The sequence below is a fragment of the Terracoccus luteus genome (assembly GCF_003635045.1).
In the GTDB taxonomy this organism is placed as follows: domain Bacteria; phylum Actinomycetota; class Actinomycetes; order Actinomycetales; family Dermatophilaceae; genus Terracoccus; species Terracoccus luteus.
In genome coordinates this window covers 3,037,226-3,052,368 of record NZ_RBXT01000001.1, presented here as the reverse complement: position 1 = coordinate 3,052,368, position 15,143 = coordinate 3,037,226, and the positions used below count along the sequence as shown (strand labels likewise).

The window sequence follows — 15,143 nt, the reverse complement described above, 5'->3', positions numbered from 1 at the left end:
GCGATGGGCGGGGTGAAGAGGTACGAGCAGGACTACGTCGACTCGTGCCGGGCGCGCGACGAGTCGCAGGCGGCGATGTTCCACTCGCTCCTCGTCAGCGTGCGGGGCCACGACGACGACGACCCCAACGGCGAGGTCGCCAACGCCCTGGACTCGCTCGAGACCGAGTTCTTCAACAACATGCTCCTCGTGCTCGAGGGCTACTTCGTGCACCGCGACCCCGACCTCGAGGCGAGCCCCGGCGGCGTCCTCGCCGAGGTGCGCCTGCTCGCGGCCTCGCTCATGCAGAACGGCGGCGCCGTGCTCCCCGCACCGGCCGGGGCGCGGCACGCAGAGCTGGGTCTGCGCGAGGGCGAGACCGTCCGGCTCACCGCGAGCTCGTACCGCCGCCTGTCGAACGCCTTCTTCCGCGAGATCGAGCGTCGGTACACCGGCCGCGCCTGAGCCGCGTCCCGTGCCGACCGCCGAGCCGCCGCCACCACCACCGACGGATGCCGGTCCGCTCGTCGTCGTGCTCGGTGCCCTCGTCGCCGACCACCGCCTGCTGCTCGTGCACCGGCGGCCCGACAAGGCGGCCTTCCCCGACGTGTGGGACCTGCCGGGCGGCGTCGTCGAACCCGGCGAGAGCGAGCGGGAGGCCCTCGCGCGCGAGCTGCGCGAAGAGCTCGGCATCCGCGTCGAGACGCGGCAGGAGGGTGGCCCCACGCACCTCGGCCACTGGCGGGTGCAGCCGGCCGGTGCACCGGTGCTGCTCAGCCCGTGGATCGTGCCGCGGTGGCACGGCACGCCGACCAACGCCGCGCCCGAGGAGCACGACGGGCTGGCGTGGTTCGCGCTCGGGCGGCTCCCGCCCGCGCCGCACCCCCCCTCGCGGGCTGCGCTCGTCCAGGCGCTCGAGGCGTCCGAGGCGTCCGAGGGTCGGTGGTGACAGAGTGGTGGGCATGCCCACCGACCTGCCCCCCGAGGTCGCGGAGTTCCTCGCGCGACCGAACTACGCGACCGTCAGCACGCTGCGCAAGGACGGCGCGCCCGTCTCGGTGCCGACGTGGTACCTCTTCGAGGACGGCCACGTCGTGCTCAACATGGATGCCGGTCGCGTCCGTCTGCAGCACCTGCGCCGTGACCCGCGGGTGAGCCTCAGCGCCATGGACCCGGCCGACTGGATCACCCACGTGAGCCTGCAGGGCCGGGTCGTCTCTCTCACCGACGACGAGGGTCTCGTCGACATCGACCGCATCGCGACGCACTACACCGGTCGTCCGTACGCGGTGCGCGACCGGCCACGCGTCACGGCCGTCGTCGAGGTCGAACGCTGGCACGGCTGGGGAAAGCTGCGCGAGGCCGAGTGACGGCCTCCGGCTCCTCCCGCCCGGCGGTGCGCCGCGACGCCCTGGGCGTCGCGCACCTCTGGGCCGACGACGTCGTCTCGCTGGCGCGGCTGCAGGGTGAGACGGCGGCCCGTGACCGCGCCTGGCAGCTCGAGCACCACCGGTGGCGGATGGAGGGTCGGGTCGCCGAGCACGAGGGTCCGTCGGGGCTGGCCTGGGACCGGTTCGCGCGGCAGGTGCGCCTCGAGCACACCGCCCGGCGCTGCTTCGAGGGGCTCGACGACGAGACGAGGGAGTTCGTCGAGGCGTACGTCGACGGGGTGAACTCGACTCTGTCGCAAGGTCTTTCACGCTCGACCGAGATGCGCCTGCTCGGGCTGCAGGCGCTCGCCGACCGGCCGCGACCGTGGGCCCCGTGGACGCCGCTCGGGATCTTCTGGGGCATCCACCTGCTCTTCGGCACCTTCCCGGGCAAGCTGTTCGCGTCGACCGTCGTCGAGCGGCTGGGCGAGCCCTGGCTGCCGCTCTTCGCCACCGAGGGGGTGCACGCGGCGGGCAGCAACGCCTGGGTCGTCGGCGGCCACCGCACGGCGAGCGGGCGGCCCATCGTGGCCGGCGACCCGCACCGCACCATCGACCTGCCGAGCTGCTACCAGCAGGTCGGCCTCGCGTGCCCCGGCGTCGACGTCGTCGGCTTCACCTTCCCCGGGGTGCCCGGCGTGCAGCACTTCGCGCACGCCGGCACCGTCGCCTGGGGCATCACCAACGCGATGGCCGACTACCAGGACCTCACCCTCGAACAGCTCCGCCCCTCGGATGCCGGTGGGCTCGAGGCCCGCGGTCCCGCGGGCTGGCAGGCGGCCCACTCCACGACGGAGACCGTCGCGGTGCGAGGCGGCCCGCCGGTCGAGGTGAGCGTGGTCGTCACGCCCCGCGGACCCGTCGTCACCGGTCTCGACGACGAGACGGGCGCGACCCACAGCCTGCGCACGCCGACGCAGACCGGGGCGGACCTCGGCTTCGCGGCCCTGCTGCCGCTGCTGCGGGCCCGCTCGACGGCCGATGTCGTGGCGGCCCTGGACCGCTGGGTCGAGCCGGTCAACAGCGCCCTCGTCGCCGACGTCGACGGCGACGTGCGGCACCTGCTCGCGGGCCGGGTGCCGGTCCGCCCCGAGCGCAACCGGTACCTGCCCGTGCCGGCCTGGGACCCCGAGCGCGCCTGGCAACCGGGCTGGGCCGAGCGGCAGGTCGGCGTCGTCGACGACGTCATGGTGAGCGCCAACGACCGGGCGAGCGGCGGCGGCCTCGGGGTCGACTACGCCACCCCCTTCCGGGCCCGCCGCATCCGCGAGCTCGTCGGCGACCGCACCGGCCTCACCGTCGACGACTGCGCCGCGATCCACGCCGACACCCTCAACGGGCAGGCCGCCCCGATGGCCGAGCTCGTCGGCGCCGTCGAGGAGTCCGCCCTGTCACCCGCGGCGGCCGGGGTGCGCCGGCGGCTGCTCGCCTGGGACGGCCACAGCGACCCCGGCAGCGCCGGCGCCGCGCTCTTCGCGACGTGGCGCCATGCCTTCGTCCGGTGGGTGGCGGGGCACCCGGTGCTGGCGCCGCTGCACGAGCCGACGGGCTGGTCACCCCTCTTCCTCCCCTGGGTCGACGTCACGGTGCAGGTGGGGGCGGCCTGGCCCACGCTGGCCCGGCTCGCGGGCACCGACGAGCGGTACGGCATCCGGGTCGGAGACGGGGTCCGGGCCGCGCTCGAGGCCGTCGCGGCCCAGGTCCACGACACCTCGACCGCCCCGACCACGTGGGGGGAGACCCACCGGCTGCGGCCCGTGCACGCCCTCTCGGGACGGCCCGGCGCCCCGGCGCCACCCGACGTGGCCGTCGCCGGCGACCGGGGGTGCGTGCTCGCCGCGAGCAGCGGACCGGGCGTCGACGACGCGTGCCTCGTCGGCCCGGTCGCGCGCTACGCCTGGCAGGTGGGCGACGTCGCCGCGAGCGGGTGGACCGTGCCGTTCGGCTCCGCCTGCTCCACAGTCGAGAGCACCGACCCGCACGCCTTCGACCAGCTCGACGCGTGGGTGGCCGTGCGGCTCGGGGCGGTCGGCGGCGGCCTCGGTGAGGGCGCTGCCGGCGCTCAGCCGAGGTAGCGGAACCGGGGCCACACTGCCGTCCACGCCTGCGCCGGGTCACGACACACGGCGACGGGCTGGCCCTGCTCGGGGCCGTCGACGCCGAGGCCATGGTCGAGCCGGCTGACGACGGTGCACGTGGCGTTGCCGCGAGCGACCGCGAGCGCCCGGTCGCCCACGACGACGAGGGTGACCCGCCCGTCGGGCGGCGCGGTGACGTCCGCGAGGGCGTTGTGGCCGCTGGCCGGGGCCGGGAGCCCGAGCGGACGGCCGAAGCGGTCGACGGCACCGGCCTCGCCGAAGGTCGAGGTGACGATGCCCGCGCCGGCGCGCTCGGTGGGGTCGAGGGCGGTGACGACCGCGGCGACCTGGTCGACGTACTCCGGCCAGCCGACCGACCCCTGCAGGCCCACGTTGACCTGTGGCACCGGGGTCGCGGCGACGACGGCCAGGGGCAGCACGGGCAGGCCGACGACCGCGCCGACGAGACCGTTGGCGGCCACGGCCCGCAGCCCCTCGCGGCGCCGGACGCCGTCGGGGCGCGACGTGAGCCACCGCGCGACGGGGACGCAGCCGACGGCGTACGCCGCGGCGAGGAGACCGAGCACGTAGTACGGCGAGCCGGAGCCGAGGCCGACGAGGGCCACGGAGGCCACGACCGCGACGGCGAGGAAACGCAGCGGTCGAAGGTCCGGCCGGCGCAGCAGCGACACCACGCCGGCTACCCACACCGGGACGAGCACCGGCCCGAGCAGCACGAGCAGGAAGGGGACCAGCAGGACCCGGTTGGCCGACCCGCTCTGCGCCGAGAGCGCCCGGGCCATGCCGAGCTGGGGCCAGTCGTTCGTCGCCTGGTACAGCAGCTGCGGGGCGGCGACCACGGCGGCCAGCCCGGCGCCGAGCAGCACGTGGCGCCACGGCAGCCGGCGAGGGCCGCACACGAGCAGTCCCACCGCCAGCGAGGCGAGCAGCAGCGGCACGAGCAGCTTGTTCCAGCAGGCGAGCCCGACGACGACGCCGGCCCACACCCAGAGGCGGGGCCGGTCGCGCAGCACGGCCCGCACGACGAGCAGCGCGACGGTGAGCCACGCGACGACGTCCCACCCCGCGGTGATGGCCGTGTGCCCGAAGGCGACCGGGATGGCGGCGAAGGCGTAGCCCCACGCGGCCAGGCCCTGCGCGAGGCGCCCCCCGCCCACCTCACGGGTCAGCAGGGCGACGAGCAGCACGGCCAGGACGGCGGCCGCGGTGGCGGGCAGCCGCACGGCCCACACCTCGTCGACGACGGCCGACATCCCGCGCACGAGCAGCGGCGTGAACGGCGGCTGGTCAACGTAGGCGAGGCGGGGCGGCAGCAGCCGGAAGTACAGCTCGTCGCGGAACCAGCCGTAGCGGTCGCCGGCCACGGTCAGGGCGACCGCGAGGGCGGCGAGGGCGGAGCCGACGGGTCCGCCGGCCAGGCGGGGGAGCGCCGGCGGGTCGCTCACCGGGGGGTGCGCACGCCCCGCACGGCGAGCACGACCCCGACGAGCGCGACGAGGGGCCCGACCACCGCCCAGAGGGTGACGCCGCTCATGGCGCTGCCGCCGATCGCACCGAGTCCCTGCAGCGTCCAGAGCGCACCGAGCACGAAGAGGGCGGCACCGAGGCCGAGCTTGAGGTGACGCGACATGGCCCCACCCTAGGTCGCCGGGCCCGCGTCGCCCACGGCGCGGCGCGCGGGCGGGGCAGTCGCGCGGTGCCACAGTGGTGACGTGACGCAGGGGAGCGCCGTGCAGGAGACCGGGTCCGCTCAGACGCGGGCGACCGTCGTGTGGTTCGTCGTGGCCGCGGCCGTCGGCCTCGTCAGCGCGCTGCTGCACCTGCTGCGGTCGGAGGTCTGGGGGTCGCACGACGCCCTCCCGCTCACCGTGCTCGCCTTCGCGACGACCGCGTTCGCCGCCCTGCTCGTCTACCGCGGGGTGCTCGTCGCCGCCGAGGAGCAGGATGCCGTCCGGCGGAGCCCCTCGGGAGGGGTGGCGCGCCGACCCGTGCGCTGACGGGCCGGCCCACCGGCGTCCGGACGCGTCGTGGCGCTCCTCTTGTTCGGCGTGTTTCGGCGCCCGCGGTGTCGGACCCGTCGGTCACACTGGGTCCATGGAGGCCGGGCGATGGGTCCTGCACGTCGACCTCGACCAGTTCATCGCGGCGGTCGAGGTGCTGCGACGCCCCGAGCTGGCCGGTCGGCCCGTCATCGTCGGCGGCCGGGGCGACCCGACCGAGCGGGCCGTCGTGTCGACGGCGTCGTACGAGGCGCGGGCGTTCGGGGTGGGTTCGGGGATGCCGCTGCGGCTCGCCGCGCGCAAGGTGCCCGACGCCGTCCTCCTGCCCGTCGACGCGCCCGCCTACACCGAGGCCTCCGAGCGGGTCATGGAGGCGTTGCGCGGCACCGGCGCCGTCGTCGAGGTGCTCGGCTGGGACGAGGCTTTTCTCGGCGTCACCACCGACGACCCGGAGGGCTTCGCGCGCCGGGCCCAGGCGGCCGTGCTCGAGGCGACCGACCTGCACTGCTCGGTCGGCATCGGTGACAACAAGGTGCGGGCCAAGATCGCGACGACGTTCGGCAAGCCGCGCGGCGTCTTCCGCCTGACGCGGGCCACCTGGTCCGACGTCATGGGCCACCGCGCCACCGTCGAGCTGTGGGGGGTCGGCGCCAGGGTGTCGAAGCGGCTGGCGGCCCACGGCATCGAGACGGTCACGCAGCTGGCTGAGGCCGACGAGGCCTTGCTCGTCGGTGAGTTCGGGCCGCGCATGGGCGTCTGGTACGGCCGGCTGGGCAAGGGCATCGGCTCCGCGGTCGTCGACGACACGCCGTGGGTCGCCCGGGGGCACAGCCGTGAGACGACGTACCAGCACAACCTCACCACGCCGCAGGAGGTGGCGGATGCCGTCGCCGTCCTCGCGAACGCGGCGTTCGACGACACGGCGGCCGAGGGCCGGCCCGTCGTGCGGGTGACGCTCAAGGTGCGCTACGCGCCCTTCTTCACCCAGACCAAGGCGAGGAAGCTGACCGCGCCGACGGCCGACCGCGAGGTCGTCGTCGCCGCCGCGCTCGACCTGGCCGGTCGGCTCGACCCGGCGCGGGAGGTGCGGCTGCTCGGGGTGCGGGCCGAGATGACGATGCCCGACGGCGGCGACCCGGTGGAGCGGACGCCGGTGCGCGGACGGCTCTGAGGGGCGACGCTGAGGGGCGACGCTGAGGGGCGACGCTGAGGGACGACGCGGAGGGACGACGCGGAGGGGCGACGCGGAGGGACGACGCGGAGGGACGACGCGGACGGGCCCGGGGTCGGTGACCCCGGGCCCGCGTGCTGGTGCTGGTGCTGGTGCCGTCAGGCCGAGCGTCGGCCGTCGGCGTCGTCCTCGCTCATCGTTGCGCTCGAGGCCCGCGTGTCCGTCGACTCGGACCGGGAACCGATGCTCGTCGGGGAGCCGGCGTGCGAGACGGAGATCTTGCGCGGCTTCGCCTCCTCGGCGACGGGGATGCGCAGCGAGAGCACGCCGTCGCGGTAGTCGGCCTCGATGCGGTCGAGGGCGAGACCACGACCCAGCGACAGCTGTCGCGCGACCGTTCCGGTGGCCCGCTCCCGCGAGAGCCACTGGGCATCGTCGCGCCCGCCCGCGGGTCGTTCGGCCCTAACGGTCAGCGTGCGGTCCTCGACGTCGATGTCGATCGAACCGGGGTCGACGCCGGGGAGGTCGAACTGGGCGAAGAAGCTCTCGCCCGAGCGGAAGAGGTCCATCGGCATGACCGCGGAGGCCGCCGAGGCCCCGCGCAGGCCCTCGGTGAGGAGCCGGTCGAGCTGACGGAAGGGGTCGAAGGTGGTGGTGCTCATGTCTCCTCCTGAAGAACGGGCAGGGAGTCCGAGGGTGACCGTGGACGCATCCTGCTGCTGAACCACTCGAACTTCTTGAGTGGGATCCGCTCAACTTCGTGCTCGGTCTCAGGATAGGACGGCGTGCGGACGGAGGCAAGCCACCGGGTCGGCCGCCGAAAAGCGGGTGCACGACGGCCCGTCGGGGAGTTGCATGGCGGCATGGACCTCGACCTCGACCTCACCGTGCCCGGTCCGGGCGACCTCGCCCGGGTGGGGGAGGCGCTCGCGACCTGGCAGCACGACGGTGCCGGGCTGCAGCTGCACCCCGGCGACCTCGGGTGGCACTCGACCCACGGGGCCGAGGCCACGGCATCCGCCCTGCGCGTGTGGTCGACGGGCGGACGGCCGGTCGCACTCGGTCTGCTCGACGCCTCGCAGCTGCTGCGGGTCGCCGTCGACCCGCAGCTCGCCGACGACGGTGGGCTCGCCGAGCGGATGGCCGCCGACCTCGCCGACCCCGCGAGCGGAGTGCTCGACGCCGGGCAGGCCGTCGTCGAGGCCCGCGCCGCCGCCGCCCTGACGCGCGCCCTGACGGGCGCGGGGTGGGTGCCCGACGAGACGTGGACCCCCCTGCGTCGTGGTCTGGGCGAGGAGCCGACCCCCGACCCCACCGGCATCCGCGTCGAGGACGTCGACGACTCGACCGCACCGGAGTGGGCCCGGGTGCACTGGTCGGCCTTCCGCGGCGGCGAGCTGCCGGCCGACCAGCGGGACCGGTATGTGCTCCGCTGGCGGACGATGGGCTCGGGACCGTTCGGCGACCGGGCCCGCACGCTGCTCGGGCGCGACGCGTCGGGCGCCGCGGTCGCCGTCGTCACCGTGTGGTCGTCGGGGCCGGGGCGGCCCGGGCTGCTCGAGCCGATGGGCGTGCACGAGGGACACCGGGGCGGTGGTCACGGCACCGCGATCGTGCGCGCCGCCGCCCGGGCCTTGCAGGCGATGGGGGCCTCGAGCGCCGTCGTGTGCACCCCCACCGACCGGGTGGGCGCGGTCCGCACCTACGTGGCGGGCGGGTTCACCGCGCAGGAGCCGGTACCCGACCTGCGCCGCCCCGCCTGAGCCACCTCGGGAACGCACGACGGGGTGGCGCCGACCGAGGTCGGTGCCACCCCGTCAGGGTGAGGCGCTGGGTGAGGCGCTGGGTGAGGCGCTGGGTGAGGCGCTGGGTGAGGTGCGGGTCAGGCGCGACCGGCCGCGGCGCGGGTGCGACGGCTGAGGGCGTCGACCGTGACCGCGAGCAGCAGGACGCCGCCGGTGATCATGTAGCGCTCGGGCGAGCCGAGGTTGATCAGGGCCAGGCCGTTGCTGATCGACTGGATGACGAGGATGCCGAGGAGCGCGGCGTAGGCCGACCCGCGGCCACCGAAGAGGCTGGTCCCGCCGATGACGGCGGCCGCGATGGCGTTGAGGTTGGTGTCGACGCCACCGCTGCTCTGGTTGGCCGCCGCGAGGCGGGCCGCGGCGAAGATGCCGCCCAGGGCGGCGAACGACGAGCAGAGGGCGAAGACCGACAGGTACACGCGGTTGACGTTGATGCCCGCGCGCCGGGCCGCCTCGACGTTGCCGCCGACGGCCATGACCGAGCGGCCCCACCGGGTGCGGCGGATGGCGAAGTCCATGACGACGACGAGGGCGAGGAAGACGAGGAACATGACCGACACGCCACGGTCGCGGTTGAGCACGGCGACCGGCACGACGAGCAGCAGGGCGAGCAGCACGCTGCGCACGACGATCATGTTGACCGGCACGGTCGAGAGGCCCGCCGCGGCGCGGCGCGTGTTCGAGCGCAGCCGGGTGGCGGCGTAGAGTGCGACGGCCGCGAGGGCGATGACGTAGGCGACGACCGCGGGCAGGAAGGTCGCCTGGGCGAACTTCACGAGGCCCGACTCGAACGGCAGGTTGATCGAGCCCTCGGCGCCGAGCACCTTGAGCTGCAGGCCGAGGAACCCGAGCAGGCCGGCCAGCGTGATGACGAAGCTGGGGACCCCGAACCGCGTGAACATCGCGCCGTACGCGATGCCGACGACCGCCCCGACCGCGACGGCGAGCAGGAGGGCGACGATGATCGGCCACCCGCGTCCGACCGACCCGACCGCGACGACCGCGGCGGACAGGCCGCTGACCGACCCGACCGACAGGTCGATCTCGCCGAGGAGCAGCACGAGGACAATGCCGATGGCGATGGTCCCGATGGCCGCGCTCTGCAGCGTGAGGTTGACGAGGTTGCGGGGGGAGAGGAAGGCGTCGTTGAGGCTCTGGAAGACGAGCCAGATGATGACGAGGCCGATGACGACGGGCAGGGCGCCGAGGTCGCCGCTGCGGAAGCGGGCGACGAAGGAACGCACCATCCCGCCGATGCCACCGGCATCCGCGATGAGGCGCTCGTCCTGCAGGTCGGCGGGGAGGGCGGCCGTGGCGGCGGTCGGGTCGGCGACCTCGGTCGCGCGCGCCGAGCCCGTGCTGCCGGAGCCGTCGCGGGTGGGGTCGGGGGTCGTGCTGCTCACTGCTGCTCCTCGCTCGGCGCGCGGCGCGAGGCGCGCTCGGACACGGCGTTGGTCGTCGCGCCGGTGATGGCGGCGATGATCTCCTGGGCGTTGGTCTGGCTGACGTCGAAGGTGCCGTTGTTGCGCCCGAGGCGCAGCACCGCGACGCGGTCGGCGACGGCCATGACGTCGCTCATGTTGTGGCTGATGAGGATGACCCCGAGCCCGTTCTCGCGGAGGCGCTCGACGAGGTTGAGCACCTCGGCGGTCTGGGCGACACCGAGGGCGGCCGTCGGCTCGTCGAGCATGACGACCTTGGGCTCGCCGAGCAGCGAGCGGGCGATGGCGACGGTCTGGCGCTGCCCGCCGGACAGGCTGGCGACGGGGATGCGCACCGACGGGATGCGGGCCGAGAGCTGGCGCAGCAGGCGCCAGGACTCGCGCTCCATCGTCACCTCGTCGAGGGCGCGGCCGGTGTAGAGCTCGCGGCCGAGGAAGAGGTTCGCGACGACGTCGAGGTTGTCGCACAGCGCGAGGTCCTGGAAGACCGTGGCGATGCCGAGCTTCTGCGACTCGGCCGGCGAGGTGACGGTGGCGGGCGTCCCGTCGAACTCCATCACGCCGTCGTCGGGCGTGTAGACGCCGGCGATGGTCTTGACGAGGGTCGACTTGCCGGCGCCGTTGTCGCCGACGAGGGCGACGACCTCGCCCTGACGGACGTCGAAGTCGATGTTGGACAGCGCCTGCACGGCGCCGAACCGCTTCGAGATGCCGCGCAGCGACAGCACGGCGGTCTGGGTCGGGGGCGGTGAGGTGGTGGCGGTCATGGGCGTCCTTCGGTGGTGCGCGGGGACGGGCGGTCCGGGCGAGGCGGGTGCAGGTGGTGCGGTGCGACCGGCACGACACGGGCGCCGGGCGTGGCGACCGGACGGCGGATGCCGTGGGGCGCCGGGCGGACGGATGCCGGTCGAGCGGGAGTGGGCTCGACCGGCATCCGACGTGGGTGGGATCAGCTGATGCCGGCCGCCGAGCACGCGGCGGCGAAGGAGCCGCTGCAGATGTCGGTCGTCTTGTAGATGCCGTCCTTGACGACGGTGTCCTTGATGTTGGCCTTCGTCACGGCCACCGGGTCGAGGATCGTCGCGGGGATGCTCTTGAAGTCGGCGGTCTTCTCCGGCGTCTGCTTGTTCGCGAGGGCGATGGCGGCCTTGGCGGCGGCCTCGGCCTCCGGCTTGATCGGCTTGTAGATCGTCATGGCCTGGTCGCCGGCGAGGATCCGCTGGATGGCGGCGAGCTCGGAGTCCTGGCCGGTCACCGGCGGCAGCGGGTTGACGCCGCCACCCTTGAGCGCGGCGATGGCGCCACCGGCGGTGCCGTCGTTCGCGGCGTAGACGCCGACGAGGTTGCCCTTGACGGCCGAGATCTGGCCCTCCATCCACGACTGCGCCTTGTCGGGGCTCCAGTCGGGGGTGTCGTACTCGGCCGCGACCTTGTAGCCGCTGCTGTCGATGACGCTGTGCGCACCGGCCTTGAAGTCGGCGGCGTTGGGGTCGGTCGGGCTGCCGTTGATCATGACGATGTCGCCGCTCGTCTTGCCGGCGGTCTTCATGAGGTCGACGAGGGACTGCGCCTGCAGCTTGCCGACCGTCTGGTTGTCGAAGGAGACGTAGTAGTCGGCGCCCTCGATGAAGCGGTCGTAGGCCACGACCGGGACACCCTGGCTCTTGGCGCTGTTGACGACCGAGGCGGCGGCCTTGCCGTCGACCGGGTCGAGCACGAGGACGTTGGCGCCCTGGGTCAGGGCCGACTCGGCCTGCGTCTGCTGCTTGCTCGCGTCCTGGTCGGCGTTGCTGTAGATGACCTCGCAGTCACCGCACGAGGCCTTGACGGCCGCCTCGAAGAGGGGGCGGTCGAAGGTCTCGTACCGGGTGGTCTTCGACTCGGGCAGCAGCAGCGCGATCTTCTTGGCGCCGCCGGCGGAGTCACCGCCACCGCTCGCGCCACCGGACGAGCCGGAGGAGGTGCTGTCGCTGCCGCACGCGGCGAGGGAGGCGAGGCCGAGGCCGGCGGCGAGGGCCACGCCGGCCAGACGGGTGGAACGAGAACGCATGTGGGAACTCCCTTGTCCTTGGCGCCGGCACCCACGGTGGTGCGGCCGTCACCGAGAGTTAAGGCCCTGTCCCCCCTTGACGTCAAGTATTGAATTCAAGACATGGACCCAATCGTGACCTTCAGGGCATCGGAGGCGGCGTGGAGGGCCTCGGCGGCCACGATCCCGCCGACGACGTCGGCCTCGGTGGCGAGCTCGGACGACAGGATCGTCACCGACGCGGCCGCGCTCGGGATGGCGCTGCGCTCGATCGCGGCGCGCAGCGGGTCGACGATGAGGTCGCCCACGAGGGCCAGCTGGCCCCCGATGACGATGACCGAGGGGTTGAGGAGGTTGACGAGGCCGGCCACGGCCACCCCGAGGTGGCGGCCGGCGTCCTCGAGCACCCGGCGGCAGCCGACGTCCCCGCCCTGGGCGCGAGCGATGATGTCGCGCAGGGTGAGCCGGCCGTGCGAGACGGCGAGCGCCTCGCCGAGGGCCTGGGCGCCGATGAAGGTCTCGAGGCAGCCCCGGTTGCCGCAGCGGCAGATCTGGCCGTGCTCGTCGATGGTGAGGTGGCCGATCTCGCCGGCCGTGCCCGCGCTGCCACGGAACACCTCGCCACCGATGACGAGGCCGGCGCCGATCCCGTGCGAGAGCTTGAGGAAGACGCCGTCCTGGACGCCCTGGAGTGCGCCGATCCGCAGCTCTCCCAAGGCTCCCAGGTTCGCGGTGTTGTCGACGAGCACCGGCGCGCCGAGCCTCCCGGCGAGCTCGTCGGCGACGTCGACGCCGCGCCAGCCGGGCATGATGCTCTCGGACCCGACCTGGCCCGACACGCTGTCGACGGGCGCCGGGATGCCGACGCCGACCGCCTTTACGTCGGTCATCGCCTTGCCCGACTTCTCGACGAGGTCGTAGAGCAGGCGGGCGGCGCGCTCCATGCCCTCGTCGGCGTTGTGGTTGCTGGGCAGCGGCATCCGCTGGCGCCCGATGACGTCACGCGGGCCGGTGGCGACGGCGACGCGGACGTCCCGGTCGCCGAAGGCGATGCCGGCGAGCAGGGTGTTGCCCGTGGCGAGGGAGACGAGCACCGCCCGGCGGCCGTTGCGGATGCTGGGGGCGAGCTCGACGGCGCCGGCGCCGTCGAGCTCCTTGACCATGTTCGACACGGTGGCGGGTGAGAGGCCCGTCGAGCCGGCGATCTCGACCTGGGTCATCGCCCCCTGCTCGCGCAGCGTCTCGAGGACGCGCAGGCGGTTGGCTTCACGCAACGATGCCTGCGAGCCCGGAGCCGCCTGGGATGGGTTCACGGGGTAAAGATAAGGGGTCGGGGCCCGCTTGGGTAGCGCGCGTCGGGGTAGGACCACCGCTCGGTACGACGCCCCCCGGGGAGGGGGCCTCGACGGCGGACCTCCCGCGCGTCAGAGACGGGCGGCGACGGCGCGCCCCGCGACGCGGCCGCTGAAGATGCACCCGCCGAGGAATGTGCCCTCGAGCGAGGCGTACCCGTGCATGCCGCCACCGCCGAAGCCGCTCGCCTCGCCGGCGGCGTACAGCCCGTCGACCGGCTCCCCGCCGGGGCGCAGCACCCGTCCGTCGAGGTCGGTCTCCAGCCCACCGAGGGTCTTGCGGGTGATGACCCGCAGCCGCACCGCGACGAGCGGACCGGCGTCGGGGTCGAGCAGCCGGTGGGGTGCGGCGACGCGGATCAGCTTGTCACCGCGGTAGTTCCGCGCCCCGCGGATCGCCGTGAGCTGGGCGTCCTTGGCGAACGGGTTGGCCAGCTGGGTGTCGCGGGCGACGATCGTGCGGCGCAGGTCGTCCTCGTCGACGAGGTCCTCGCCGACGAGCGCGTTCATGCCGCGGACCAGCTCGCCGACCCCGGCGGCGGTGACGAAGTCGGTGCCGTGGCGCCGGAAGGCCTCGACCGGGCCCGGCACCCCGGCCCGGGCCCGCCCGAGCACCTGTCGCACGTCGCGCCCGGTGAGGTCCGGGTTCTGCTCCGAGCCCGACAGCGCGAACTCCTTCTCGAGGATGCGCTCGGTGAGCACGAACCACGAGTGGTCGTGCCCCGTCCGGGTGAGGTGGGCGAGGGTGCCGAGGGTGTCGAAGCCGGGGAAGAGCGGCGCGGGCAGCCGTTGGCCGCGGGCGTCGACCCACAGCGACGACGGCCCGGGCAGGATGCGGATGCCGTGGGCGTGCCACACGGGGTCCCAGTTCGTCAGGCCCTCGGTGTAGTGCCACATGCGGTCGGGGTTGACGACCCGGCCGCCGGCCCGCTCCGCCACCGCGAGCATCCGCCCGTCGACATGGGCCGGGACCCCGGAGAGCATGGTCGTGGGCGCGGGGCCGAGGCGCTCGGGCCAGTGCCGGCGGACCAGCTCGTGGTTGCCGCCGATGCCGCCGCTCGTGACGACGACGGCCTGCGCCGCGATCTCGAAGGAGCCCACCTCGACCCGGCTGCTCGCGACGCCGCGCGCCACGGCATCCCCCTCGAGCACGGCGCCGCGCACCCCGGTCACGGCGCTGTCGCGGGTGACGAGCTCGTCGACGCGGTGGCGGAAGGCGAACCGCAGCCGGCCCGAGCGCTGCGCCTCGTGCACGCGGCGCGCGAAGGGCTCGACCACCCCGGGGCCGGTGCCCCACGTGACGTGGAAGCGGGGCACGGAGTTGCCGTGCCCGTCGGCCCGGCCGTCGCCCCGCTCGGCCCAGCCGACGACGGGGAAGAAGCGGACGCCCTGCGCGTGCAGCCACGCCCGCTTCTCGCCGGCGGCGAAGGCGAGGTACGCCTCGGCCCACCGCCGCGGCCAGTGGTCCTCGGGGCGGTCGAAGCGGGCGCTGCCGAACCAGTCCTGGGTGGCGAGCTCGAGGCCGTCGTGGATGCCGAGGCGGCGTTGCTCGGGGCTGTCGACGAGGAAGAGGCCGCCGAAGCTCCACCACGCCTGGCCGCCGAGGTTCTGCTCACCCTCCTGGTCGAGCAGGACCACCCGATGGCCCGCCTCGGCGATCTCGGCGGCGGCGACGAGGCCGGCGAGCCCGGCCCCCACGACGACGACGTCGGTCTCGGTCGGCGACTCGCTCTGCATGCGCTCACTCCGTCGGTCGGGCTGCGGGACGCAGCCGAACCTACGACGAAACGGTGCGCAGATGGCGGGTGCCCACGCTCGGATCATGAACGTGAGCAC

Annotated in this window: 15 protein-coding genes; 7 read left to right on the top strand and 8 right to left on the bottom strand. The window is 74.4% G+C overall.

The genetic code is table 11. The features are described 5' to 3' along the window. Positions 1-3: 3 nt before the first annotated feature. From DFJ68_RS13870 to DFJ68_RS13855, 4 genes are read left to right on the top strand one after another with little or no spacing between them, the layout of a single operon-like run. A complete protein-coding gene (locus DFJ68_RS13870) occupies positions 4-444 on the top strand; it encodes a hypothetical protein (protein WP_121034106.1) in 441 nt (146 codons plus the stop codon). Between the two features lie 10 nt (positions 445-454). Continuing rightward, positions 455-928 carry an NUDIX domain-containing protein gene (locus DFJ68_RS13865; protein WP_121034104.1) on the top strand — a complete coding sequence of 158 codons (474 nt, stop codon included), beginning with the start codon at positions 455-457 and terminating at the stop codon, positions 926-928. 13 nt (positions 929-941) lie between these two features. Further along, positions 942-1,349, top strand: coding sequence for a PPOX class F420-dependent oxidoreductase (locus DFJ68_RS13860; RefSeq protein ID WP_121035387.1), 408 nt, complete (start codon positions 942-944; stop codon positions 1,347-1,349). Further along, positions 1,346-3,484, top strand: coding sequence for a penicillin acylase family protein (locus DFJ68_RS13855; protein ID WP_170165777.1), 2,139 nt, complete (start codon positions 1,346-1,348; stop codon positions 3,482-3,484). Before DFJ68_RS13860 ends, DFJ68_RS13855 begins: the two co-directional genes overlap by 4 nt. Here DFJ68_RS13855 and DFJ68_RS13850 read toward each other — a convergent pair. Both DFJ68_RS13850 and DFJ68_RS13845 read right to left on the bottom strand, forming a co-directional pair. Beyond that, complete coding sequence (locus tag DFJ68_RS13850) at positions 3,472-4,953, bottom strand: glycosyltransferase family 39 protein (protein WP_121034100.1); 1,482 nt, start codon at positions 4,951-4,953, stop codon at positions 3,472-3,474. The two genes, DFJ68_RS13855 and DFJ68_RS13850, sit on opposite strands and share 13 nt — an antisense overlap. Further along, the gene (locus tag DFJ68_RS13845; protein ID WP_121034098.1) at positions 4,950-5,138 is read right to left on the bottom strand and encodes a hypothetical protein; all 189 of its coding nucleotides are present in this window, start codon (positions 5,136-5,138) and stop codon (positions 4,950-4,952) included. The genes DFJ68_RS13850 and DFJ68_RS13845 overlap by 4 nt, the downstream gene beginning before the upstream one ends. A gap of 82 nt (positions 5,139-5,220) precedes the next feature. On the opposite strand from DFJ68_RS13845, the gene DFJ68_RS13840 reads away from it, so the two are divergent. After that, entirely contained in the window at positions 5,221-5,505 is a 285-nt protein-coding gene (locus DFJ68_RS13840) for a hypothetical protein (protein WP_147431594.1), read from the top strand. Between the two features lie 97 nt (positions 5,506-5,602). Next, complete coding sequence (locus DFJ68_RS13835) at positions 5,603-6,679, top strand: DNA polymerase IV (protein ID WP_121034094.1); 1,077 nt, start codon at positions 5,603-5,605, stop codon at positions 6,677-6,679. 158 nt (positions 6,680-6,837) lie between these two features. Here DFJ68_RS13835 and DFJ68_RS13830 read toward each other — a convergent pair whose 3' ends face one another. Further along, positions 6,838-7,341 (bottom strand): Hsp20/alpha crystallin family protein, encoded by a 504-nt coding sequence (locus DFJ68_RS13830; RefSeq protein ID WP_121034092.1) that lies wholly within the window; start codon positions 7,339-7,341, stop codon positions 6,838-6,840. A gap of 201 nt (positions 7,342-7,542) precedes the next feature. On the opposite strand from DFJ68_RS13830, the gene DFJ68_RS13825 reads away from it, so the two are divergent. After that, positions 7,543-8,442: a GNAT family N-acetyltransferase gene (locus DFJ68_RS13825; protein WP_121034090.1), complete on the top strand. Its 900-nt coding sequence runs from the start codon at positions 7,543-7,545 to the stop codon at positions 8,440-8,442. Positions 8,443-8,561: 119 nt separating this feature from the next. On the opposite strand, the gene DFJ68_RS13820 is transcribed toward DFJ68_RS13825, so the two are convergent. The 5 genes from DFJ68_RS13820 to DFJ68_RS13800 all read right to left on the bottom strand — a co-directional run bounded on the left by DFJ68_RS13820 (position 8,562) and on the right by DFJ68_RS13800 (position 15,044). Continuing rightward, complete coding sequence (locus DFJ68_RS13820) at positions 8,562-9,887, bottom strand: sugar ABC transporter permease (protein WP_245963655.1); 1,326 nt, start codon at positions 9,885-9,887, stop codon at positions 8,562-8,564. Beyond that, positions 9,884-10,693, bottom strand: coding sequence for an ATP-binding cassette domain-containing protein (locus DFJ68_RS13815; RefSeq protein ID WP_121034088.1), 810 nt, complete (start codon positions 10,691-10,693; stop codon positions 9,884-9,886). The genes DFJ68_RS13820 and DFJ68_RS13815 overlap by 4 nt, the downstream gene beginning before the upstream one ends. Before the next feature lie 182 nt (positions 10,694-10,875). After that, the gene (locus DFJ68_RS13810; RefSeq protein WP_121034086.1) at positions 10,876-11,976 is read right to left on the bottom strand and encodes an ABC transporter substrate-binding protein; all 1,101 of its coding nucleotides are present in this window, start codon (positions 11,974-11,976) and stop codon (positions 10,876-10,878) included. A gap of 95 nt (positions 11,977-12,071) precedes the next feature. After that, positions 12,072-13,268 carry an ROK family transcriptional regulator gene (locus tag DFJ68_RS13805; protein ID WP_121034084.1) on the bottom strand — a complete coding sequence of 399 codons (1,197 nt, stop codon included), beginning with the start codon at positions 13,266-13,268 and terminating at the stop codon, positions 12,072-12,074. 111 nt (positions 13,269-13,379) lie between these two features. Next, on the bottom strand, positions 13,380-15,044 hold the full coding sequence (locus DFJ68_RS13800) for an FAD-binding dehydrogenase (RefSeq protein WP_121034082.1): 1,665 nt from the start codon (positions 15,042-15,044) through the stop codon (positions 13,380-13,382). Positions 15,045-15,143: the final 99 nt, after the last annotated feature.